This window comes from Pantoea graminicola (assembly GCF_048452665.1).
Lineage (GTDB): Bacteria > Pseudomonadota > Gammaproteobacteria > Enterobacterales > Enterobacteriaceae > Pantoea.
Map to the genome: position 1 here is coordinate 341,905 of NZ_JBLWSJ010000003.1, position 21,917 is coordinate 363,821.

Sequence of the window (21,917 nt, forward strand, 5' to 3'; positions counted from 1 at the left end):
AGGCCAGCCTGGCCCCCGTCAGGTGATGGACAGGCGTGAATTACGGATTCAGACGACGACGGGTACGACCTGAGCTAAGGTAATCCGCGATGTAATCCTGCGAAATCTCCCCACTGTAGCGCCCCTCTTCATCGACGATCGGCATCCAGACTGTGTTGTGCTCATAAAGTTTGGAGAGCACGACGCGCAGGTTCTCCTCCGCTTTACCCGTAACTTTGAAGGTGTGCAGCTTCTCTTCGCAGCGGCCGCTGACGTTTCGTGCCTCGCGGCGCTTCACAAAGCCCAGCGGTTTGCCATCCTCATCGACCACGGTAATCGAGCGCATATCGTTCTCATCCATGGTGCCAAAGGCTTCCTCCAGCGGCGTGGCGCGGCGCACGGTGATAGTCGGCTGCTGCTCGGTCACGTCGCCCGCCTGCACCAGTAGCAGACGCTTCAGCGTGCGGTCCTGGCCAACAAAGGAGCCGACAAACTCATTGGCCGGGGTCGCCAGCAGCTCATCCGGGCTGGCGCACTGCACGATTTTGCCCTGACCAAATACCGCGATGCGGTCGCCCAGCTTCAGCGCCTCGTCGATATCGTGGCTCACCAGCATCACGGTCTTCTTCAGCTGACGCTGCATCTCCAGAAACTCATTCTGGATCACTTCGCGGTTAATCGGGTCAACCGCACCAAAGGGCTCATCCATCAGCAGCACCGGTGGATCCGCCGCCAGCGCACGAATCACGCCGATACGCTGCTGCTGACCGCCTGACATCTCACGCGGATAGCGATGAAGAAACTTTTTGGGGTCCAGTGCGACCATGCTCATCAGCTCGGTGGCCCGCTCGTGACACTGCTTTTTGTTCCAGCCGAGCATCCGCGGCACCACGGTAATGTTCTCCTCGATGGTCATGTTGGGAAACAGACCAATCTGCTGGATCACATAGCCGATATTGCGGCGCAGGGTGGTAGTGTCCTGGGTGCTGGTATCTTCTCCATTAATCAGGATGCGTCCACTGGTGGCGGGGATCAGCCGGTTAATCATCTTCAGCGTGGTGGTTTTACCACAGCCCGACGGGCCGAGCAGTACGCACATCTCACCGGCTGGCACATGCAGGCTGACGTTATCGACGGCTTTATTGGTGGTGCCGTTTTTCTGGGTAAAGGTTTTCGTCAGGTTTTCCAGCGTTATCATTATCGAATCCCCTTTGGAGTCAGCGCCTGCTGCAGACGATGCAGCAGCCAGTCAAGAAAAATAGCCAGCAGACAAATCATCAGTGCCCCGGCAATCAGCATACGAATATCACTGCCGCTGATCCCATCCAGCAGCAGCTGTCCCAGACCGCCTGCGCCAATTACCGCGGCGATTGCCATCACGCCAACGTTCATCACCACGGCGGTCCGGATGCCGCCGAAAATCACCGGCAGCGCCATCGGGATCTCGACCCAGCGCAGACGCTGCCAGAAGGTCATGCCGATGCCGCGACCCGCTTCACGCAGGCCATCCGGCAGGTTCTCCAGCGCGGTGTGGGTATTACGCACGATAGGCAGCAGCGAGTAGAGGAACACCGCCGTAATCGCGGGCAGCGCCCCGATACCCTGACCGATCAGCGAAAACAGCGGGATCATCAGGCCAAACAGCGCAATAGTCGGAATGGTCAGTACCACGGTGGCGATCCCCAGAATCGGGGTCGCCAGCCATCTGACGCGCACGATCAGAATGCCCAGCGGCACGCCAATTACGATCGCCAGGCCCACCGCCACCAGCACTAGCCAGCTGTGCTGCCAGCTCAGGGTCAGCAGGGTGCTCCAGTTATCCATGATGTAGTGAAGGGTATCCACAGTGCCTCCTTACAGCATGTTTTTGGATTGAAGGAAATCACGCGCCACTTTCTCCGGTGACTGGTGATCGATATCGACCCGCTTGTTCAGCTCTGTAATCGCCTCATCGGTGATCTGCGCAGAGAGCTGATTCAGCGCGCTGTCCAGCCCCGGGTGGCTCGCCAGCACATCCTGGCGCACCACCGGCGTCACGTTGTAGCTGGGGAAGAAGTGCTTATCATCCTCCAGCACTTTCAGGTCGAAGCCCTTAACCCGGCCGTCGGTGGTGTAGATCAGCCCCGCATTCACGAAGCTGTCTCGGATGGCGTTGTAGACCAGACCGGGGTCCATCTGGCGGATCTGCGGCCGATCCAGCGCCAGGCCGTAGGTTTTCTGCAGCGGCTTCAGGCCGTCGGAGCGACCGGCGAACTCCAGGTCGAGGCCCAGCCGCCAGTTGTTATCCGGGTCGGTTTTGCGGATCTGCTCAATTTTCGCCACCAGCTGGGACATGGTGCTGATCCCCTGTTTTTCCGCCTCCTGGCGGGTCATGGCGAAGGCGTAGGTGTTGTTCATCGGTGCCGGGTTCAGCCAGATCAGCCCCCGTTTTCCATCCAGCTTCTTCACCGTTTCATACGCCTGCTCTGAAGACATCGGCTGGCTGATGTGGTTGAAGATAATCAGTGAGGTGCCGGTATATTCCCAGACCATATCGATCTGTTTGTTCAGCATCGCATTGCGGCCGATGGTGGTGGCGATATTACGTTTTGGCACCACCTCAAAGCCTTTCTTCTGCAGCCAGAGCACGGTCATGGCGGAGAGGATATGCTGCTCGGTGAAACTTTTGGTGGCCATCACCAGCGGTGTTGCGGCCTGTGCCGTCTGGCTTATCAGCAGCGTTGCCGTCAGCGCGACAACGCTTTTCTTGATCCAGCGCGTTAGCATTTAAAATTCCTTATGGTCAGGCCGCGGCGTGCGGACTCAGAAAGCGCCCCAGCGCGGCCAGCATCATATCCAGAACCAGCGCCACCAGAGCGGTCGCGACAGCGCCCAGGATCAGCGTCGGGAAGTCGTTGAGGTAGATGCCAGGGAAGATCAGCTCGCCAAAACTGCTGGCGCCAATCAGGAAGGCCAGCGGTGCGGTGCCGACGTTGATGGCGGTGGCGATGCGCACGCCGGAGAGGATCACCGGCAGGGCATTCGGCAGTTCGACCTGACGCAGCCGCTGCCAGCGGGTCATGCCGATGCCGTTGGCGGCTTCAAGCAGTGACGGCGGCACCGCACTCAGGCCAGAGAAGGTGTTGCGGACGATGGGCAGCAGCGAGGCCAGGAACAGCGCAATCAGCGCCGGACGGTCGCCGATGCCGATGATGACCATCGCCAGGGCCAGCACCGCCAGCGGTGGCAGGGTATTACCCACATTAAAAATCTGCATGACGCTTTCAGCCCAGCGACGGGCAAAAGGGCGGCTGAGCAGGATGCCGCTGGGGATACCGACCAGCAGGGCAAACAGCATGGACCAGAACACTAAAAAGAGGTGTTGTTGCCCCAGATAGAGCAGATCGACTTTGCGGGCCACCAGCAGATCCCAGCCGAGGCCCCGGATCATTAAGGCGATGACCGCCACAACTGCAAGCAGAGCCAGACCGGCGCGTTTCGCCAGTGAAGCATTTTGCATAGGAGATTCTCCCTGATAACGATCTCAATTGTTATAACTGCCACAAACAGTCCGACAGAAGCGGCAAAACCGGCCACCGCGCCCAAAACCGAAACTGCGATAAAATGTGGATGAAATGACTGTTTATCCACGCTTTTTCAGCCGATGCTGAAATAAGAAGCTCTATTGCTATAGCAGCCCTTTATCCGAGAGGCCAGCTTTTCAGCCTTAAAACAGGAAGAGAGAAACAGGTTAAAATGGTGTTAAAGCCCTGTAGCGTCTGGGCTGATGTGACAATAAAAAAATTTCATCGACATTCGGTGACACCGTCACAGATGGAGCGGAAAATGCGCACTGGCGGGAAACTCAGCGGGCCGCTTTTCGGCTAGTCTTGCTGTTAAAAAAAGGAACTCTATGACTGACAGCGCACAACTTCAGACCGGACACCGCCACTGGATCTTAATCGCCTGCATGCTGGCGATGTTTATGGCGGCTATCGAAGTCACTATCGTCGCCACCGCCATGCCTACCATCATCGCCGACCTCGGCGGGTTTTCGCAGTTTGGCTGGGTCTTCTCTATCTATCTGCTGACCCAGGCGGTCAGCGTGCCGCTCTACGGGCGACTGGCGGACAGGGTCGGTCGCAAAACGATGTTTTTTATCGGCACCACAATTTTCCTGCTGGGCTCAGTGCTGTGCGGTTTTGCACACAGCATGTTCTGGCTCATCCTGTTCCGGGCGTTTCAGGGCCTCGGCGCGGGGGCCATTATGCCCCTCAGCTCCACCATCGTGGCCGACATCTACTCGCCGCGCGAACGCGCCAGCGTTCAGGGCTGGCTGTCCAGCGTCTGGGGGGTAGCGGCGATCGTGGGGCCGCTGACCGGAGCCTGGCTGGTGCAGCACTTCAGCTGGCCGGTGATCTTCTGGGTCAATCTGCCGATAGGCGTGGTCAGTATGCTGATGCTGGCGCGCTGGCTGCCGTCGCATCCGCAGGAGGAGGAGACGCAGCCGCTGAACGTGGCGGGCAGCGGCTGGCTGATGCTCTGCGTGACCGCCTTGCTGACCGCGCTGCTGCAGGCGGAGCAGCTGGGTCTCTGGCTGGTGCCGTTTCTGCTCGTGTCGCTGCTGGCGGGCTGGCAGCTCAGACGGCATGAGCAGCGCGCTGCAGCGCCGCTGTTTCCGCTGGTGATCTGGCGCAGCCGGCTGATTGTGGCAGGGAACGCGGGCAACCTGATTATCGGGGCGGCCATGATGGGGATCAGCGCTTTTCTGCCCACCTGGATTCAGGGCATCCGCGGCGGTTCACCGCTGCAGGCGGGCAGCGTGCTGGCGATGATGTCAATTGGCTGGCCGCTGGCCAGTACGCTCAGCGGCAGGCTGATGCTGCACACCTCCTACCGCTTCACCGCCCAGCTCGGCGTGCTGTTGCTGGTGACCGGCAGCGCCTTACTGCTGTTTCTGCAGCCGGCAAGCTCGCTGTTTCAGGCGGGCTTTACGGCCTTCCTGATCGGCACCGGCATGGGCATGACCAGCACCACCTTCCTGGTGTCGGTGCAGAATCAGGCGGACTATCAGATTCGCGGCATCTGTACCGCGTCCATCATGTTCAGCCGGATGATCGGCTCAGCGGTGGGGACAGCCATTATGGGGGCGGTGCTGAATCTGAATCTGCAGTGGCGTCTGCCAGAGATTCAGGATCCGGTGCAGCAGATTATGTCCGGTCAGAGCCGTCAGGCGTTGCCGCCCGAGACGCTGCAGCAGATGGTGGCGGCGATTGCCGCGTCACTGCACTGGGTCTTTGTGGTGGCGCTGGTGACGGCGCTGCTGGCAATAGGGGTGGCGTGGATGATGCCGCGTCAGCGGCCGGAACAGGCGGACTAGCAGGCAGGGCGGCGAGGGCCGCCCTGATCTGAAACGGACTACTGTGCTGGCGCGTCCTGCGAACTGCCGGCACTGGCGGGCACGCTGGCGTCGCTGTCGCTGCCAGAGCGTTTATAAACGATCTTTTGTGTATCATTGTCACAATGCCCGACGACCTGACCGCCTGCCTGATCAACCTGATCGTTGGCGACGATGTCGAGACTGAAGCCCGATTCGGGTACGCCATTCTGAATGATTTTCTGGCTGATATCCGCTTTTACTGACTCACAGGATGCCTGCGCCATCAGCGGCAGGGCAAACAACGCCGCAGTGAACAACACTCTCTGTAGCTTCATCACGTCTTCCTTATGTTAGTCGTCCGTCATTACTATAGCGCAATTTCAGGGGGTAACCGGGCGGCCTGAACGGCGGTCCAGACAGCGCAGGGTGTTGGGTTCCCAGTAGGCGTTAAGATTGAGGCTCTGCTCGCACTTGTCACGGGTATCAAACGCCCGGTCAGTTTTGTCGAACTCTTTTTCGACGCGGCTGTTTACCTTGTTGCGGAGCATCCGCGTGTCATTCCATTGCTCTCTGTCCTGACGCGCTGCTTCATTGCTCAGCGCAGAGCTGCCATCTTCAATGATCAGACGATTGGTGTTGGCTGTCGCAGTCAGGGCCGCGGTGGAAAGCAGTACCATCAGCACGGCAGGGATCATTTTTTTCATTACTTTATCCTTTAGTTAACGCAAACCATACTCTCTGCGACGGCGATAGCAGCGGACATGCCTGGAGCCTGGCCCATCAGGCTGTTTCAGCGGTGATGCTGAACCCGGACAGCGCACACGCCTGCCTGGTCGCTCTGCAACAATTCAGCCCGATGGCAGAGGCTTTTAGTATATCATCGCCGTTTCTTTGCTCACCAGCGGTGAGTCATTTGTTTACGTTCGGGAGAGAAACCGGTGCTGATCAAGACCGCCTTGCTGTTTTTTATGGGTATCCGGATTTAATGGTTGATGGGGCTCCTTCACCCCACCAACCTTATACCACCCTCAGATGGTTGATAGATCGACCCCGTAATTGAGTTCCTCTGCGAAATCCGACAGTCCGTAACAGATGGTTTTCTTGTAGAATGGAGAGACCTTCGCAGTTGAGGCCTTCTTCTTGTGCTTCGTGGTGTAGAGCATTCGTGCCCGCATCACCTCGAAGGAGTAACCACGCCCTTCACGGTTCTTGTCCTTGGCCAGTCGGTTGATGGATTCCGTGTAAGCATTGGTGACGGGCATATCCGTCTCGAAGTAGGTCATGATCTCTTCGCGCCAGTTGCCCACCGCTCTGACCAGATCGCTCCAGATTTCCTTCTGGCCTTTCGGGACGGTGGCTATCCACTCGTCCAGGGCGGCTTCTGCCTGGGAGCGCGTGATGGCATCCCAGATGCCGTAGAAGTGCTCCTTGTGCTCGTAGGCGGCCAGCAGTTGCGGGAATGCGCCTGTCCAGGTCTCCATGATCAGCCGCTCTCGGTCTGAGACTTCGTGAGCGCGTTTCAGCAGGATTTTCCGGTCTCCCTTGAGGGTTCGGCTCTGGGAGGGTTTCAGCTCCTTTCTTAGGCCCTTGCGCACCTTCTCCAAGGCATCATTGGCCATGCGCACCACATGGAATTTATCGACCACGATACGGGCCTGTGGTAGCACCGTCTTGACCGCCGTACGGTAGGGGTTCCACATGTCCATGCTGACGATCTCGACCTTCTGCCGGTCTTTCAGCTTCATCAGGTAGTTGGTCACCAAGTCCTGCCGGCGGGTGGTCAGCAGGTCGAGCAGGGTTCTCTCCTCGATGTTGGTCAGAATGCAGCGGTAGCGCTTGTTCAGGTACAGCTCGTCTATACCCAGAATGCGAGGCGTCTCGAATCGGTGCCAGCGCCCCAGGAACTCGGCGCGAGCGCTGAAGATGTCGCGTACCGTCTTCTCGTCCAGGCCAGTCTGCGCCGCCACGAAGGTGTAGGGGTGGTTGAAGGATTCTTTCTCCACGTACTCATGCAGCCGCCGCGTCATGCGGAAGCCGTCCACCATCTCCGGTAGCTGGGGCCTGAAGGAGGTCTTGCAGGCCCGGCAGGTGTACCGGCGACGAACCACCCAGAGGGTGACCCGCTTGCCGTGGATGGGCAAATCACGATAAGGAACATCACGCTTGCCGAACCGCACGATTTCACCCTGCACGCCACATTTCTCGCACGCGATGGGATCGGGTGCGTCCACCTGGAAGTGCATTTCGTCGTCTGTCGACTTGGAGTCCCTGACCTCATAATTTGAGAGGTTAATAAGGCCAGTAACGAGACCCATCATTAATAACCTCGATGTCAGGCGCTGGATAGTTTCATTAACACCAACCCTGAAACAATGAGGATCGCAGCAATGATTCTCGCTGCATTAACCGGTTCAGCCAAAAATGCGATTCCGACAAGAAAAGCGCCTACAGCTCCTATTCCCGTCCAGATTGTGTAGGCAGTTCCGAGTGGAATAGTTCGCATGGCGACTGCTAACAGCCAGAAGCTGGCCACCATTGTAGAAATCGTGATGATCGATGGTAAGAGCCGACTGAAGCCATGAGATTGCTTCATTGTGTAAGCCCACACAATCTCAAGGACACCGGCAACGAGAAGATATACCCAAGGCATTGACCCCTCCGAAATATAACGGGGCCAGGTCGTCCTGGTCATTACTTCCCAAGGTGGGGGAGGTCGTCCTCCTATAGATGGACTGATACTAACCCGCGAAGGGAGGCTGATCAACCATATTCTCCGGTGAGAAAGTGGGAATTACAGGCTGCCAGCAAAGGAGATATCAACCAGATATTCCGGTTACCCCGATCTTCACGGGACAAACGACGACGTGGGGCAGGGGATTCACTGCTTGACATGCTTATATACCAAAAGTAACTTATTCGACGTAACTTACTAAAAGTAGATTAAGCTCAAATGGAGTCAAAGTCATGCACGCACTGATCGTAGTTGCTCATCACGACCCGCAATCTCTCACCCACAGTGTGGCCGCCGAGGTGGGCGCGGGCTTGACCGCCTCTGGCCACACCTTTGAAATAGCCGACCTTGCCGCTGAAGGGTTCGATCCACGCTACACCATCGCCGACCATCGGGTGCACCGTACTCGGGCGACGCCGCCAGCCGACGTGCAGGCCGAACAGGCCCGCATAGACCGCGCCGACGCGCTGGTGCTGGCGTTCCCCATCTACTGGTGGTCAATGCCAGCGTTGCTCAAGGGTTGGGTCGACCGCGTATTCGTCAATGGCTGGGCGATTGATTACGGCCCCGATACACCGGTGCAGAAGAAACTCAGGCATTTGCACGTACATGTGCTGGCCCTGGGGGCGGCTGACGAAAGCGCCTTCGATCGACACGGTTATGCCAAGGCCATGAATACCCAGATCGACTACGGCATCTTTGATTATTGCGGGGCGCGGGTACTCACTTCCGAGTTGTTGTTGGACTCGGAAAGTGGCACGGCCCAGGCGCATTTGCACAAGGCCCGGACCGTGGGGCAGGGGTTGTTTGAGCGTGAGGCCATCGCGGGATAATTCAAGCGTCGCGAAACAGGTCGTGGGCGTCGAGCAAGCGGTAGGCAATCTCTGGGTTTTTCTCCAGGCCACGGCGAATGGAGGCGGGGATCGACTGGCGGGTCTTGCGGCACATGCCCGGCAGTTCGTCGATGACGATCTGGATCCCGCGCATGCTTTTGACCTCGGTATGCCCGGGCGCGATGTGGACGCGGATGCCGAGTTGGTCGTACATCCGCTGTTGCAAGTGTTCGAGGTCTTGCAGGCTCTTGAGGTTTTCCAGGCGCTCCAGCAGGATTTTTTCCTGCTGTCGCGTCAGTTGCAGAATGCGCAGATCAGCGCCGGGAGCTTCCAGCAGTTGTTCACGGTTGCAGACACAGGCGCCGGGTGGGCAGGGTTGGCGAAGGGTCATTGACGCTCCCGGCAAGGTTCAGTTGTAGGAGCGAGCTTGCTCGCGAAAAACTCACAGGCGCCGCATTCATTCAGCAAACACGCGTTTTGGTTAACGTTTTTCGCGAGCAAGCTCGCTCCCACAGGTTTGTGTGTCAGTAGCTCAAGTGAACGCCCAGGCTGGCCAGCGCTTTCCAGTAGTCAGGGTAGGTCTTGGCTACGCAATCAGGGTCTTGGATGCGAATGCCCGAGACTTTCAGCCCGGCCAGGGCAAAGCACATGGCGATGCGATGGTCGGCGTGGGTATCGATCAGTGCGGTGCAGGCGGTGCCAGCCAAAGCGGGGTCGCTGGCAACCAGCAGGTCATCACCTTCGATGGTCGCCAGGCCCGGGCGAATTTCGTTGAGGCCATCGTGCAGCGCCTGCACGCGGTCACATTCCTTGACGCGCAGGTTCGCCAGTTCAGTGAAGCGCACCGGGGTATTGTTGAATGCGGCGAGCACCGCCAGGGTCGGGATCGCATCCTGCATTTGTGAACCCACCACCGTGGCCTGCATGTTCGGGAATTGCGCGATCACGGCCTGTGCCTTGGCGTCGGGCTGGGTGAAATCCTGCGCGGCTACACCAATATCGATACGGCCACCGGTCAGTACTTCTGCGGCCCACAGGTAAGTGGCGGTGGAAGCGTCGGGTTCGATCAGGTAATCATGGGCGGTATAGCCCGTGGGGGCCACGCGCCAGGTGGTGTCGTCCACGATGTCTACCTGGGCCCCGAACGCACGCATGCAATCGAGGGTCAGGTCCACATAGCCACGGGCGCCGATGTCCTTGCCGGTCAGCGCCACTTCAATCGGTGCTTCGCCGCACGCCGCCAGCATCAGCAGGGCCGATACGTACTGGCTGGACAAGCCTCCGTCAATCTCAAAACGCCTGGCCTGGACCTTGCCCGCGCCATGCACCGTTACCGGTGGGCAACCGGTGGGGCTGTCGACCTGGATGCCGTTCTGGCCCAGGGTGGCCAGCAGCGGGCCGATCGGGCGTTTTTGCATGTACTCGTCACCGTCCAGTACCACGGTGCCTTGCACGGTGGCGACGGCAGCCGTGAGAAAGCGCATGGCGGTGCCGGCGTTGCCGAGGAACAACGGCTGGGCCGGCAATTGCAGCGAGCCTTGGCTGGTGACGACAAAGGTGGTGTCGTCCGGCTCGTCGATGGTGACGCCCATCTGCCGCAGGGCGACCGACATATGGCGTGTGTCATCGCTTTTGAGCGCGCCGCTCAAACGGCTGGTGCCCTTGGCCAGTGCCGCGAGCAACAGAGCACGGTTGGTAATGGATTTGGAGCCGGGGGGCGCGACCTTGCCAGTGAGGGGGAAGTTGGGCGGTGTAACGGTCACGGTTTTCTGCGAACTCAAGGTACAAGGCTCCTGGTCAAGGCGAGGTGGCGTGGAGTGGCCGACGTGCGGACCCGAATCATGAGGTCGTCCTCCTATAGATGGACTGATACTAACCCGCGAAGGGAGGCTGATCAACCATATTCTCCGGTGAGAAAGTGGGAATTACAGGCTGCCAGCAAAGGAGATATCAACCAGATATTCCGGTTACCCTTTTTTATTACCGCGCTGGCGGAGATTACCGGCTGTTTTCTGCCGTGGCTGTGGCTGAAAAAAGGGGGCGCTGTCTGGCTGTTACTGCCTGCGGCGGCCAGCCTGGCGCTGTTTGTCTGGCTGCTGACCCTGCATCCGGCGGCCAGTGGCCGGGTCTACGCGGCCTACGGTGGCGTTTATGTCCTGACGGCGCTGCTCTGGTTGCGGATCGTGGATGGCGTGAAGTTAAGCGCGTGGGACTGGAGCGGGGCACTGATTGCGTTCAGCGGGATGCTGATCATCGTGCTGGGCTGGGGGCGGGGATAACGCCAGCCGCAGCTGGCGTGGCGGGAACTTACGGCTTGTGGACTTTCAGGCCCGCCAGGGTCTGACTGACCGGCATCATCTCCAGGCTGTTGATGTTGACATGCTTTGGCAGCGTCGCGACCCACCAGACCGCCTCCGTCACATCCTCTGGCGTCAGGGCGGTCGCACCTTCATAGACCTGACCCGCTTTATCGTCGTCGCCTTTGAAACGCACGTTAGAAAACTCGGTGCCGCCGACCAGACCCGGTTCAATGTCGGTCACGCGCAGCGCGGTACCGTGCAGGTCGGTACGCAGATTCAGGCTGAACTGACGCACGAAGGCTTTAGTGGCACCATAAACGTTGCCACCGGCATAGGGCCAGCTACCGGCAATCGAACCGATATTGATGATATGACCCACATTGCGCTCCACCATCTGCGGCAGCAGGGCGCGGGTCATATAGACCAGCCCTTTGGTGTTGGTGTCAATCATGTTTTCCCAGTCTTCAACGTTAGCTTTGTGCGCAGGCTCAATGCCCAGCGCCAGCCCGGCATTGTTGACCAGCACGTCGATATGACGCCATTCGGCCGGAAGCTGGCTCACTGCCTCTTCGATCGCGGCACGGTTGCGCACATCAAGCTGCACCGTATAGAGGTTGTCGCCCAGCTCCTCTTTCAGCGCTTTCAGACGTTCGGCGCGGCGTCCGGTGGCAATCACCTTATGACCATTTTCGATAAAGCGGCGGGTGATGCTTTGACCAAAACCGGCGGTCGCACCGGTGACAAAAATTATCATCTCACTGTTCCTTATGCCATTTTCAGAGTCGATGGCTTCACCATAGCATTTCATTCCGGCTTCTGCGCGTGGAAAAACAGCCTGGCCTGTAAACGCATTTTACCGCTCAGCCGGATGCGCCTTTTCAGGGCAGCCTGCACCCTGAAAGGGCAGATTCTGGGCTGAGCGGCCATACTTAAATCATCCTGTCCGGTTGAAAACGGACTGCAACCGTTTGCATCGGTTCCGCAAACGGTTGCTAACCCACTCCGGGCTGTTTTGTTGCGCAACGATGCGTTTCACTCTTATTTTGCTGATTGTTAAGGATTTTATTTCATTTCGAAATTGGCACGCAGGTTGCAAGGCGTAATGAAGATACCTCTGCTGATGCACCATCGCGCATCAGCGCGCATTCAGAAAGGACGGACCATGTTATCAGCAACTGATACGGCGATACGCGCCAGCTTCTTCGATTTCACGGGCACAGTGACTCATCCCGACGATCTCCTCAAACGGGCCCGCTATCTGGAGGATGGGGTGTTGCTGCTGCGTGAAGGCCGCGTGGTGGGGCTGGAGAGCTGGGAGAACAGCGCGGCGCGGCTGGCAGACCAGCCCGTTACCGACCTGCGCGGCAGGCTGATTGTGCCGGGTTTTGTCGACACCCATATTCACTATCCGCAGACCGAGATGATTGGCGCATTCGGTGAACAGTTGCTGGAGTGGCTCAATCACTACACTTTCCCGGTAGAAGCGCAGTATCACTGCCCCGATCACGCGGCGCGGATGTCCGCCTTCTTTCTGCATCAGCTGCTCTCCAACGGCACCACCAGTGCGCTGGTGTTTGGCACCGTCCATCCGCAGTCGGTGGAGGCCCTGTTCAGCGCGGCCGAAGCCCTGAACATGCGGCTGATTGCCGGTAAGGTCATGATGGACCGCAATGCGCCCGACAACCTGACCGAAACGCCGGAGCAGAGCTACCAGCAGACGCGGGCGCTGATTGCGCGCTGGCATCAGCGCGGGCGACTGAGCTATGCGCTGACGCCGCGCTTTGCACCGACCTCGTCCCCGGCGCTGCTGGAAAAAGTTCAGCAGCTGCGTCAGGAGTTCCCGGATACCTGGGTGCACACCCATCTCAGTGAGAATCCGCAGGAGGTGGCCTGGGTGAAAGCACTGTTCCCGGAGCGGGAGAATTATCTGGATGTCTACCATCATCATCAGCTGACGGGCCGTCGCAGCGTCTTTGCGCACTGTCTGCATCTGGACGATCGGGAGTGGCAGTGTCTGCACGACACCGAATCCGCCATTGCGTTTTGTCCCACCTCCAACCTGTTTCTCGGCAGCGGGCTGTTCAACCTGAAACGCAGCTGGCAGCAGGGCGTCAGCGTGGGGATCGGGACCGATGTCGGCGCAGGCACCACCTTTAACATGCTGCAGACGCTGGGCGAAGCTTACAAGGTCGGGCAGTTACAGCACTACCGGCTCAGCGCCGCCGAAGCCTTCTACCACGCCACGCTGGGTGGCGCCCGCGCACTGGACCTCGACCAGGCCATCGGCAATTTCAACGTGGGTAAAGAGGCCGATTTCGTGGTGCTCGATCCGGCTGTCTCTGCATTGCAGCAGCTGCGTATCGGCAACAGCAAAGATATCTGGGAAAAACTGTTCGTGCTGATGACGCTGGGCGACGACCGCAACATTGCCCAGACCTGGGTCGCGGGTCGTCCGGTCTGGCAGCGAGAATCACAGGAGCAAGCCGCATGATCCAGTTTCTGTTAAATAATCAGCTCGTCACCGAAGAGACGCTCGATCCTAATCTCACGGTGCTCACTTATCTGCGCACCCGGCAGCAGCGCACCGGAACCAAAGAGGGCTGTGCCTCGGGGGACTGCGGCGCCTGCAGCGTCACCCTGGGCAAAGCCGTGGAGGGAAAGATGCAGTATGAAACCGTCAACAGCTGCCTGACGCTGGTCTCCGCCTTACAGGGCAGGCAGCTGATCACGGTAGAGGATCTGCGTCATGGCCGCGCCCTGCATCCGGCGCAGCAGGCGATGGTGGAGTGCCACGGCTCGCAGTGCGGATTCTGCACGCCGGGCTTTGTGATGTCGCTGTTCAGCCTGCAGAAACGGGCGGAAGGCTGGGATCGCCACGAGGCGGAAACGGCGCTGGCCGGAAATCTCTGCCGCTGCACCGGCTACCGCCCCATTATGGCGGCCGCCGAACAGCTCTGTTCGCAGCCGGTGTCCGATCTGTTTGAGCAGCAGGCTGCCACCACCGTACAGCGGCTGGAGGCGCTGGCCAGTCCGGAGGTGCAGGAGTTAGCCGGTGAAGGTCGCCGCTGCTTCCTGCCGAAAACGCCCGCTCAGCTGGCTGCGCTCTGTCAGGCGCATCCCGACGCGCAGCTGATTGCCGGTGGCACCGACCTCAGCCTGCAGATCACCCAGCAGCATAAAAAAATTGGCGTGCTGATTGCGCTGGAGCAGGTCGCTGCGCTTAAAGTCTGCAGCGAATTTGACGACCACTATCTGCTGGGGGCGGGCGCGTCGCTACAGCAGGTCAGCGATTTTCTTGCCAGCCGCATTCCCGGCGTCAGCGAGATGCTGCAACGCTTCGCCTCGTTGCAGATCCGTCTGCAGGGCACCCTGGGCGGCAACATTGCCAACGCTTCGCCAGTCGGCGACGCCTCGCCAGTGCTGCTGGCCCTGAATGCCAGCCTGGTGCTGCAGGAAGGCGAACAGCAGCGCAGTCTGCCGCTCGACCAGTTCTTTACCGGCTACCGGCAGACGCAGCTGAAAAAAGGGGAGTTTATCCGCGCCATCCGCATCGATAAAGTGACGGTGTCACCTGATTTTGTCGCCTGGAAAGTCTCTAAACGGCTGGATGACGACATCTCTGCGGTGTTTGGGGCTTTTAATCTTCAGTTTGATCAGGGTGTCGTCAGCGCCGTCCGTATCGCCTTTGGCGGCATGGCCGCGACGCCCCGGCGTGCGTATCACTGCGAACAGGCGCTGCTCGGCCGGCCGCTGGATGCGGTGACAGTGTCACACGCAGCGGCCGCGCTGGCCGAGGATTTCCAGCCGCTTTCCGATTTTCGTGCCAGCAGCGACTACCGCCTCAAGGTGGCGCAGAACCTGCTTCGCCGCTACTGGCATCGCCATAACGGCGACATAACCTGTATCGAGGTCTCACGCTATGTCTCATAACCGTCCTGAACTGACCGAAGAGGTGATTAAGGCGCAGTACGCCGCCGACCTGCAGAGCGGCGTGGGTCGCAGTAATCGCCATGAGAGTGCGGAAAAGCACGTTTCGGGTGAGGCGCGCTTCATTGACGACAAGCCGGAGCTGCCCGGACTGCTGCACCTCTGTCCGCGCCTGAGCGAACACGCCCACGCCCGGATCCTGCAAATTGATGTGCAACCCTGCTACGCCGTGCCGGGCGTCGTCAGCGTCCTGACCTGGCAGGATGTGCCGGGCATCAACGATGTCGGTCCGCTGGAACCGGGCGATCCGCTGCTGGCGCACGAGAAAGTGGAGTATCTGGGCCAGATTGTGATCGCGGTGGCGGCAGAGACACCTGACGCCGCCCGCCAGGGCGCGGCCGCAGCGGTGATTGAGTATGAGGTGCTGGAACCGCTGCTGGACGTGGAGCAGGCGCTGGCGCAGGGCAGTTTTGTTCAGGAGCCGCATGTTCATCAGCGCGGCGACGTGGAGGCGGCGCTGGCGCGTGCGCCGCATCGGGTCAGCGGGTCGTTTCATATCGGCGGCCAGGAGCACTTCTATCTGGAAACCCAGACCGCGATGGTGATCCCGGGCGAAGATCAGCAGCTGCAGGTTTTCTCCTCGACCCAGAACCCCACCGAAGTGCAGAAGCTGGTGGCGGAGGTGATGGGCATCAGCCTGAATCAGGTCACCATCGATATGCGTCGCATGGGCGGCGGTTTCGGCGGCAAAGAGACGCAGGCGGCGGGCGTCGCCTGTCTCTGCGCCATCGTGGCGCGCCAGACCGGGCGGGCGGCGAAGATGCGGCTCTCACGCCGCGACGATATGCGCGTGACCGGCAAACGCCATCCTTTCTTCGTGCGCTATGAGGCGGGCGTCGAGGAGGATGGACGGCTCTGCGGCATCCGTATCGATCTGGCCGGAAACTGCGGTTATTCGCTGGATCTGAGCGGATCCATTGTCGATCGTGCCATGTTCCACGCCGATAACGCCTATTACCTCGGAGATGCACGGATTACCGGCTATCGCTGCCGCACCAATACGGCCTCCAACACCGCCTACCGGGGATTTGGCGGACCGCAGGGTATGGTGGCGATTGAACAGATCATGGATCACATCGCCCGCGAACGGGGTCTGGACCCGCTGACGCTGCGCAAACGTAACTACTACGGCAAGGAGGATCGTAACATTACCCATTACCATCAGCAGGTCGAAGATAACCTGCTGGATGAGATCACGGAGCAGCTTGAACGCAGCAGCGACTACCAGGCCCGCCGCGCAGAGATTACGGCCTTTAACGCCCGCAGCCCGCTGCTGAAACGCGGACTGGCGCTGACCCCGGTGAAGTTTGGTATCTCCTTTACCTCCAGCTTTCTTAACCAGGCAGGCGCGCTGATCCTGATCTACACCGACGGTACGGTGCAGCTTAACCACGGCGGAACCGAGATGGGCCAGGGGCTCAACACCAAGGTGACGCAGATTGTCGCCGAGGTGCTGCAGATCGAGACCGATAAAATCCAGATCACCGCCACCGACACCGGAAAAGTGCCGAATACCTCCCCGACGGCCGCCTCCAGCGGTGCAGACCTCAATGGCAAAGCGGCGCAGAATGCGGCGGAGATTCTGCGTGACCGGCTGACCGCGATGCTCTGCGAACAGCATCAGTGCGACGCCGCCGAGGTGAGTTTCCGCAACGGCGTGGTGCGCGCCGGGGAGAAACATTATACCTTTGCTGAGGTGGCAAAGCTGGCGTGGCTGAATCAGGTGCCGCTTTCGGCCACCGGCTACTATCGCGTGCCGGGTATTCACTACGACCGGCTGGCGGGACGGGGCAAACCTTTCTACTACTACGCCTTCGGGGCGGCCTGCTGCGAAGTGATCATCGATACGCTGACCGGCGAATCCCGCCTGCTGCGTGCCGACATCCTGCATGATGTCGGCGCCTCCTTAAACCCGGCCATCGATATCGGTCAGGTGGAAGGGGGCTTTGTGCAGGGGCTGGGCTGGCTCACCTGCGAAGAGCTGGTGTGGAATGATAAAGGGCAGCTGCTGACCGATGGTCCGGCGAGCTACAAAATTCCGGCCATCAGCGATGTGCCGGCCGATCTGCGGGTCACGCTGGTAGAGAATCGCAAAAATCCAAAGGAGACGGTGTTTCACTCCAAGGCCGTCGGGGAGCCGCCCTTTATGCTGGGTATCGCGGCCTGGTGCGCCCTGCAGGATGCGGTAGCCAGCGTCGCGGACTACCGGCAGCACCCGCTGCTGGATGCGCCCGCCACGCCCGAACGGATCTTCCGGGGCGTGCAGCGCCTGACAGGAGCCACTGATGATCTACCATGACTGGATCGGCGTGCTGCACCAGCTGCGGGAGAAGCGTCAGAGCTGCGTCCTGATCACCGTGCTCAGTGAACAGGGGTCGGTGCCGCGTGACAGCGGCAGCAAGATGATTGTTTCACAGCATGAGACGTGGCTGACTATCGGCGGCGGGCATCTGGAGTTTCAGTGCATCGCCCAGGCCAGGGCGATGCTGGAGAGCGGCACCCGCGCCCCGCACACGGAAGCCTTCAGCCTGGGCGCGCGGCTCGGCCAGTGCTGCGGCGGCAGGACTACGCTGCTGTTTGAGCCGCTGCTGCAGGCGCAGCCGGAGATCTGGCTGTTCGGGGCCGGACATGTCGGTCAGGCGCTGGTGAATCTGCTGTCAACGTTACCCTGTCACATAAACTGGGTCGACAGTCGCGCGGCGCAGTTCTGCCATGTGCCGCCCGGCGTCGTGACACATCAGCCGGAGGATCCGCTCGACTGCGTGGCGCAGGCCCCGGCAGGCAGCTACTTCATCATCATGACGCACCATCATCCGCTCGACTTTGCCCTGTGCGAGGCGGTGCTCCGGCGCGGTGATTTTCGCTATGCCGGGGTGATCGGCTCAGCAACCAAGAATCAGCGTTTCCGCTACCGGCTGGCGGGCAAGGGAGTGGAGAGCGACACGCTGGCCCGCCTGCGCTGTCCGATTGGCCTGCCGGATGTGAAAGGCAAGCTGCCCGCCGAAATTGCGGTGGCGATTGCCGGTGAGATCATCAGCGTTTATCAGCAGACGATCGGCTGAGTTGTCGCGCTGGCGGCAACCTGTCAGGATAAGCCTTTGCGATGCCCATCAGGAGCGAACCATGAACGCCCGTCAGAATCCCTTCTTTAGCGTCAGCACACTGCCTTACCAGGCGCCTCCTTTTGATCAGATCGAGGAGCAGGATTTCCTGCCCGCACTGCAGGCAGGTATTGAGGCGAAGCGTCAGGAAATCGCCGCAATCGCCGGGAACAGCGAGGCGCCCACCTTTCTCAACACCTTCGAGGCGCTGGAGAAGAGCGGACAGCTGCTGAACCGGGTTAACCTGGTCTTCAGCGCCATGACGTCTGCACATACCAGCCCTTATCTGCAGCAGGTCGATGAGGAGATTGCGCCGCAGCTCACCGCGCTGAACGATGAGATCATGCTTAACCGGCCGCTGTTCTCACGACTTGATGCGGTCTATCTGGATCGCGCAACGCTGGATAGCGAATCGAAACGGCTGGTCGAGGTGATCTGGCAGCGCTTCCAGCTGGCGGGGGCCAACCTGCCGGAGGCGCAGAAACAGCAGCTTAAGGCGCTGAATCAGGAGGCGGCGCGCCTCAGCACCCGCTTTACCAACCGGCTGCTGGCGGCCACCAAAGCGGGCGGGCTGGTGGTCAGCGATCGGCAGCAGCTGGCGGGACTGTCCGCCGCCGATCTCGCGGTGGCTCAGGCGGAAGCGCGGGCGCGCGGCCTGGAGGATCGCTGGCTGCTGGTGCTGCAGAACACCACACAGCAACCGGCGCTGCAGAGCCTCACCGACCGTGCCACCCGTGAGGCGCTCTTTACGGCTGGCGTCACGCGTACCGAAAAAGGGGATGAAAACGACACCCGCGAGCTTATTCTGCGGCTGGCGCAGGTCAGGGCGGAGCAGGCCAGGCTGCTGGGCTTTGCCAGCTACGCGGCGTGGAAGCTGCAGGATCAGATGGCGAAAACGCCCGATGCGGCGCTGGCCTTTATGCGCAACATCGTGCCTGCCGCCCGCGCCCGCGCCGGACGGGAAGCGGCGGCGATTCAGCAGATCATCGACGAGCAGCAGGGCGGTTTTACCCTGGAAGCCTGGGACTGGCGCTTCTATGCCGAACAGGTGCGGCGCGCCCGCTACGACCTGGATGAGAGTCAGATCAAACCTTACTTCGAACTCAACTCGGTGCTGCATAACGGCGTCTTCCGGGCGGCCACGCAGCTCTACGGCATCCGGTTTGCGCAGCGTCAGGATCTGCCGGTTTACCATCCCGACGTTCAGGTCTATGAGATTTTCGACGCGGATGACACCCCGCTGGCGCTCTTCTATACCGACTTCTTTAAGCGCGACAGCAAAGGCGGCGGAGCCTGGATGAGTAACTTCGTTAACCAGTCAACGCTGCTGGAGAGCCGGCCGGTGATCTACAACGTCTGCAACTACACCCGGCCGCCAGCCGGTGAGCCTGCGCTGCTGAGCTGGGACGACGTCATTACCCTGTTCCATGAGTTTGGTCATACGCTGCACGGGTTGTTCGCCAGCCAGCGCTATCCAAGCCTCTCCGGCACGGAAACCCCGCGCGACTTTGTTGAGTTTCCATCGCAGATCAACGAGCACTGGGCCAGCGAGCCGGAGGTGTTCCGGCACTACGCCCGCCACTATCAGACGCAGGAGCCGATGCCGGCCGCGCTATATGAGAAGATGGTGCAGGCCGCACAGTTCAACAAAGGCTATGAGATGAGCGAACTGCTGGCGGCTGCGCTGCTCGATCTGCACTGGCACAGTCTGAAGGCCGACGCCGCGCCGCACAGCGTCGGCGATTTTGAGCAGCAGGCGCTGGAGAGCGATAATCTGGCGCTGACGGCGGTGCCGCCGCGCTATCGCTCCAGCTATTTCCAGCACATCTGGGGCGGCGGCTATGCGGCGGGCTACTACGCCTATATCTGGACGCAGATGCTTGCCGACGATGGCTATCAGTGGTTTTCAGAGCGGGGCGGACTGACGCGGGAAAACGGCGATCTTTTCCGGCAGAAGATTCTGTCCCGGGGCAACAGCAGCGATCTGAAAACGCTCTATGAGAGCTGGCGGGGCGCAGCGCCAGAGCTGGCGCCGATGCTGAAAAATCGCGGTCTCACGGATGACTGACACCGGCAGCGGGCCGTCATGCAGACGGCCCGCGCTTTACCGCTAGCCCAGCGGGCCGCCTTCGATGGTTTCGCACATACCGGCCAGCACGCGCTCGCCGGTTTCGTTTTTCAGGGAGTCATACCACGCCGCCGTGACGGCCGGGTCGCGCGCATGGGTCACGTCGCAGCGCTTACGCGCTTTCAGCACCAGATCTCTGACCCGCTCAACCCGCCGGGTCTGATAGCGCAGCAGCGCATCCTCAATGCCCAGCGAATGGGACGCCAGAGCAGAGGCCAGCACCACCGCATCCTCCATCGCCGCGCAGCCGCCCTGACCAATATCGGGCGTGGTACTGTGGGCGGCGTCGCCCAGCAGGGCGATGCGACCCTTAACGAACCGGCTGAACGGCTCGATATCGTGGATCTCTACCCGGTTGGTGGTTTCAGGATTGATGGCCGCAATCAGCCGCTGCACCGGCGCCGCCCAGCCCCGGAAGTAGCCGGTTAAATCCGCTTTTACCGTGGATCGATCCTGTGGCAACCCTTTTGGCAGCGGCACATCAAAGAAGAAGTAGAAGCGATTGCCGCTGATCGGCATCAGTGACACCCGCTTGCCATCGCCGACAAAGGTGGTCCACTGGTCGGCGGGCGCGATCCCTTCATCGATGGTAACGAGGCCGTTCCAGTTAACGTAACCGGCATAGCGCCGCTCCAGCTTCTGCTCCAGCACATAGTCGCGGATCACCGAGTGGGTACCGTCTGCGGCAATCAGAAAATCACCGTGGGCCTGGCTGTTGTCCGAGAAGGTGGCGATAACCCCCTGTTCGGTCTGCCTGACCTGGATCACCCGCTTGCCAAACTGCACCCGTTCGCGGCCGAAGGTGTCGATCAGCATCGCCTGCAGTTCGGCCCGCGCAACCGGGCAGGGATATTCGCCGACCTGCTGCACCAGCGGCGCCATGCTGAAGCGGGTCAGGGCGGCTCCGCTGGTGCCGTCGTGATAGGCCATATAAGCCATATTCCCGCCCAGCTTACGCAGCGCAGCTTTCATGCCCAGCGCGTTCAGGCATTTCACGCCGTTGGGCCAGATCGAAATTGCCGCGCCAACCGGCTTCATCTCCCTGACGGCTTCAAAGACGTCGACCTCAAATCCGGCTTTTTCCAGCGCGATGGCGCTGCTCATGCCGCCGATCCCGCCACCAATCACGATTGCTTTCATAATGCTCTCCTGTCTGCTTGCCTTACATCCTGCAACTTTTGTACCAGGCAGGCGTGCGCCGCAGAAAAGAGCAGCGGCGGCAGTAAAATCAAGGCATTAAGGCCCGAGCAGGCCAGCGATTCCGCCGCGACTGGCGATGCCGTTGCACTACCATGTTGCAGCGTGACGTTTCATCAGGGTGCAGACCCGGCGATGCTGTATCGATCGTTTCATCGCCCGATCTGGCGCGGGGCGCGATCAGCCCATCTCATCCGCCGGGCAGGTGCGTTTCTGGCGGTGTCCTGAAGTCAGTTAAGAAATAATTAACGATAAGGCGGGCAGGAAGCGTTAAATAGCCCGAAAAATAATTAAACAATTAA

General features: G+C 60.1%; 20 protein-coding genes. 8 read left to right on the forward strand and 12 right to left on the reverse strand.

The window, feature by feature from the left end:
* Positions 1-40 precede the first annotated feature (40 nt).
* Genes osmV through ACNY69_RS09300 form a run of 4 tightly spaced genes read right to left on the reverse strand, consistent with a single transcriptional unit; the run spans position 41 to position 3,478 of the window.
* Complete coding sequence (gene osmV / locus ACNY69_RS09285) at positions 41-1,177, reverse strand: osmoprotectant ABC transporter ATP-binding protein OsmV (RefSeq protein WP_111140528.1); 1,137 nt, start codon at positions 1,175-1,177, stop codon at positions 41-43.
* Positions 1,177-1,824, reverse strand: a complete 648-nt coding sequence (gene osmW, locus ACNY69_RS09290) for an osmoprotectant ABC transporter permease OsmW (RefSeq protein WP_010244802.1) — start codon at positions 1,822-1,824, stop codon at positions 1,177-1,179. The genes osmV and osmW overlap by 1 nt, the downstream gene beginning before the upstream one ends.
* A 9-nt stretch (positions 1,825-1,833) precedes the next feature.
* Entirely contained in the window at positions 1,834-2,745 is a 912-nt protein-coding gene (locus tag ACNY69_RS09295; protein WP_418798048.1) for a glycine betaine ABC transporter substrate-binding protein, read from the reverse strand.
* Between the two features lie 16 nt (positions 2,746-2,761).
* Positions 2,762-3,478, reverse strand: coding sequence for an ABC transporter permease (locus tag ACNY69_RS09300; RefSeq protein WP_418798051.1), 717 nt, complete (start codon positions 3,476-3,478; stop codon positions 2,762-2,764).
* A 393-nt stretch (positions 3,479-3,871) separates the two neighbouring features.
* Between ACNY69_RS09300 and ACNY69_RS09305 the strand changes: the two genes are divergently transcribed.
* Positions 3,872-5,338, forward strand: a complete 1,467-nt coding sequence (locus ACNY69_RS09305; RefSeq protein WP_418798054.1) for an MDR family MFS transporter — start codon at positions 3,872-3,874, stop codon at positions 5,336-5,338.
* A gap of 38 nt (positions 5,339-5,376) precedes the next feature.
* Here ACNY69_RS09305 and ACNY69_RS09310 read toward each other — a convergent pair whose 3' ends face one another.
* The 4 genes from ACNY69_RS09310 to ACNY69_RS09325 all read right to left on the reverse strand — a co-directional run bounded on the left by ACNY69_RS09310 (position 5,377) and on the right by ACNY69_RS09325 (position 7,988).
* The gene (locus ACNY69_RS09310) at positions 5,377-5,673 is read right to left on the reverse strand and encodes a DUF1161 domain-containing protein (RefSeq protein WP_111140523.1); all 297 of its coding nucleotides are present in this window, start codon (positions 5,671-5,673) and stop codon (positions 5,377-5,379) included.
* A gap of 45 nt (positions 5,674-5,718) precedes the next feature.
* Positions 5,719-6,042 carry a DUF1283 family protein gene (locus tag ACNY69_RS09315; protein ID WP_111140522.1) on the reverse strand — a complete coding sequence of 108 codons (324 nt, stop codon included), beginning with the start codon at positions 6,040-6,042 and terminating at the stop codon, positions 5,719-5,721.
* Positions 6,043-6,366: 324 nt separating this feature from the next.
* Positions 6,367-7,656, reverse strand: coding sequence for an ISL3 family transposase (locus ACNY69_RS09320; protein ID WP_023343400.1), 1,290 nt, complete (start codon positions 7,654-7,656; stop codon positions 6,367-6,369).
* A gap of 14 nt (positions 7,657-7,670) precedes the next feature.
* Positions 7,671-7,988, reverse strand: coding sequence for a DMT family transporter (locus ACNY69_RS09325; protein ID WP_032429244.1), 318 nt, complete (start codon positions 7,986-7,988; stop codon positions 7,671-7,673).
* Between the two features lie 314 nt (positions 7,989-8,302).
* Here ACNY69_RS09325 and ACNY69_RS09330 point away from each other — a divergent pair, with 314 nt between their 5' ends.
* Entirely contained in the window at positions 8,303-8,902 is a 600-nt protein-coding gene (locus ACNY69_RS09330; protein WP_054898696.1) for an NAD(P)H-dependent oxidoreductase, read from the forward strand.
* A gap of 1 nt (position 8,903) precedes the next feature.
* Here the strand turns inward: ACNY69_RS09330 and ACNY69_RS09335 are convergent, their stop codons facing one another.
* Both ACNY69_RS09335 and ACNY69_RS09340 read right to left on the reverse strand, forming a co-directional pair.
* Positions 8,904-9,293, reverse strand: coding sequence for a hypothetical protein (locus ACNY69_RS09335; RefSeq protein ID WP_034127625.1), 390 nt, complete (start codon positions 9,291-9,293; stop codon positions 8,904-8,906).
* Between the two features lie 133 nt (positions 9,294-9,426).
* The gene (locus tag ACNY69_RS09340) at positions 9,427-10,683 is read right to left on the reverse strand and encodes a 3-phosphoshikimate 1-carboxyvinyltransferase (RefSeq protein ID WP_140034371.1); all 1,257 of its coding nucleotides are present in this window, start codon (positions 10,681-10,683) and stop codon (positions 9,427-9,429) included.
* A gap of 177 nt (positions 10,684-10,860) precedes the next feature.
* On the opposite strand from ACNY69_RS09340, the gene ACNY69_RS09345 reads away from it, so the two are divergent.
* Positions 10,861-11,181 carry a YnfA family protein gene (locus ACNY69_RS09345; RefSeq protein WP_418798250.1) on the forward strand — a complete coding sequence of 107 codons (321 nt, stop codon included), beginning with the start codon at positions 10,861-10,863 and terminating at the stop codon, positions 11,179-11,181.
* Positions 11,182-11,209: 28 nt separating this feature from the next.
* Here the strand turns inward: ACNY69_RS09345 and ydfG are convergent, their stop codons facing one another.
* The gene (ydfG, locus tag ACNY69_RS09350; protein ID WP_111140547.1) at positions 11,210-11,956 is read right to left on the reverse strand and encodes a bifunctional NADP-dependent 3-hydroxy acid dehydrogenase/3-hydroxypropionate dehydrogenase YdfG; all 747 of its coding nucleotides are present in this window, start codon (positions 11,954-11,956) and stop codon (positions 11,210-11,212) included.
* Positions 11,957-12,364: 408 nt separating this feature from the next.
* Here ydfG and guaD point away from each other — a divergent pair, with 408 nt between their 5' ends.
* The 5 genes from guaD (at position 12,365) to dcp (ending at position 20,358) form a co-directional block, all read left to right on the forward strand.
* Positions 12,365-13,693 carry a guanine deaminase gene (gene guaD / locus ACNY69_RS09355; RefSeq protein WP_418798060.1) on the forward strand — a complete coding sequence of 443 codons (1,329 nt, stop codon included), beginning with the start codon at positions 12,365-12,367 and terminating at the stop codon, positions 13,691-13,693.
* Positions 13,690-15,132, forward strand: coding sequence for a xanthine dehydrogenase small subunit (xdhA, locus tag ACNY69_RS09360; protein WP_418798062.1), 1,443 nt, complete (start codon positions 13,690-13,692; stop codon positions 15,130-15,132). The genes guaD and xdhA overlap by 4 nt, the downstream gene beginning before the upstream one ends.
* Positions 15,122-17,488: a xanthine dehydrogenase molybdopterin binding subunit gene (xdhB, locus tag ACNY69_RS09365; protein WP_418798065.1), complete on the forward strand. Its 2,367-nt coding sequence runs from the start codon at positions 15,122-15,124 to the stop codon at positions 17,486-17,488. The genes xdhA and xdhB overlap by 11 nt, the downstream gene beginning before the upstream one ends.
* Positions 17,475-18,251, forward strand: a complete 777-nt coding sequence (gene xdhC, locus ACNY69_RS09370) for a xanthine dehydrogenase accessory protein XdhC (protein WP_111140519.1) — start codon at positions 17,475-17,477, stop codon at positions 18,249-18,251. The genes xdhB and xdhC overlap by 14 nt, the downstream gene beginning before the upstream one ends.
* Before the next feature lie 61 nt (positions 18,252-18,312).
* Positions 18,313-20,358 (forward strand): peptidyl-dipeptidase Dcp, encoded by a 2,046-nt coding sequence (dcp, locus tag ACNY69_RS09375; RefSeq protein ID WP_111140518.1) that lies wholly within the window; start codon positions 18,313-18,315, stop codon positions 20,356-20,358.
* A 42-nt stretch (positions 20,359-20,400) separates the two neighbouring features.
* Here dcp and hpxO read toward each other — a convergent pair whose 3' ends face one another.
* Entirely contained in the window at positions 20,401-21,558 is a 1,158-nt protein-coding gene (gene hpxO, locus ACNY69_RS09380) for an FAD-dependent urate hydroxylase HpxO (protein WP_111140517.1), read from the reverse strand.
* Positions 21,559-21,917: the final 359 nt, after the last annotated feature.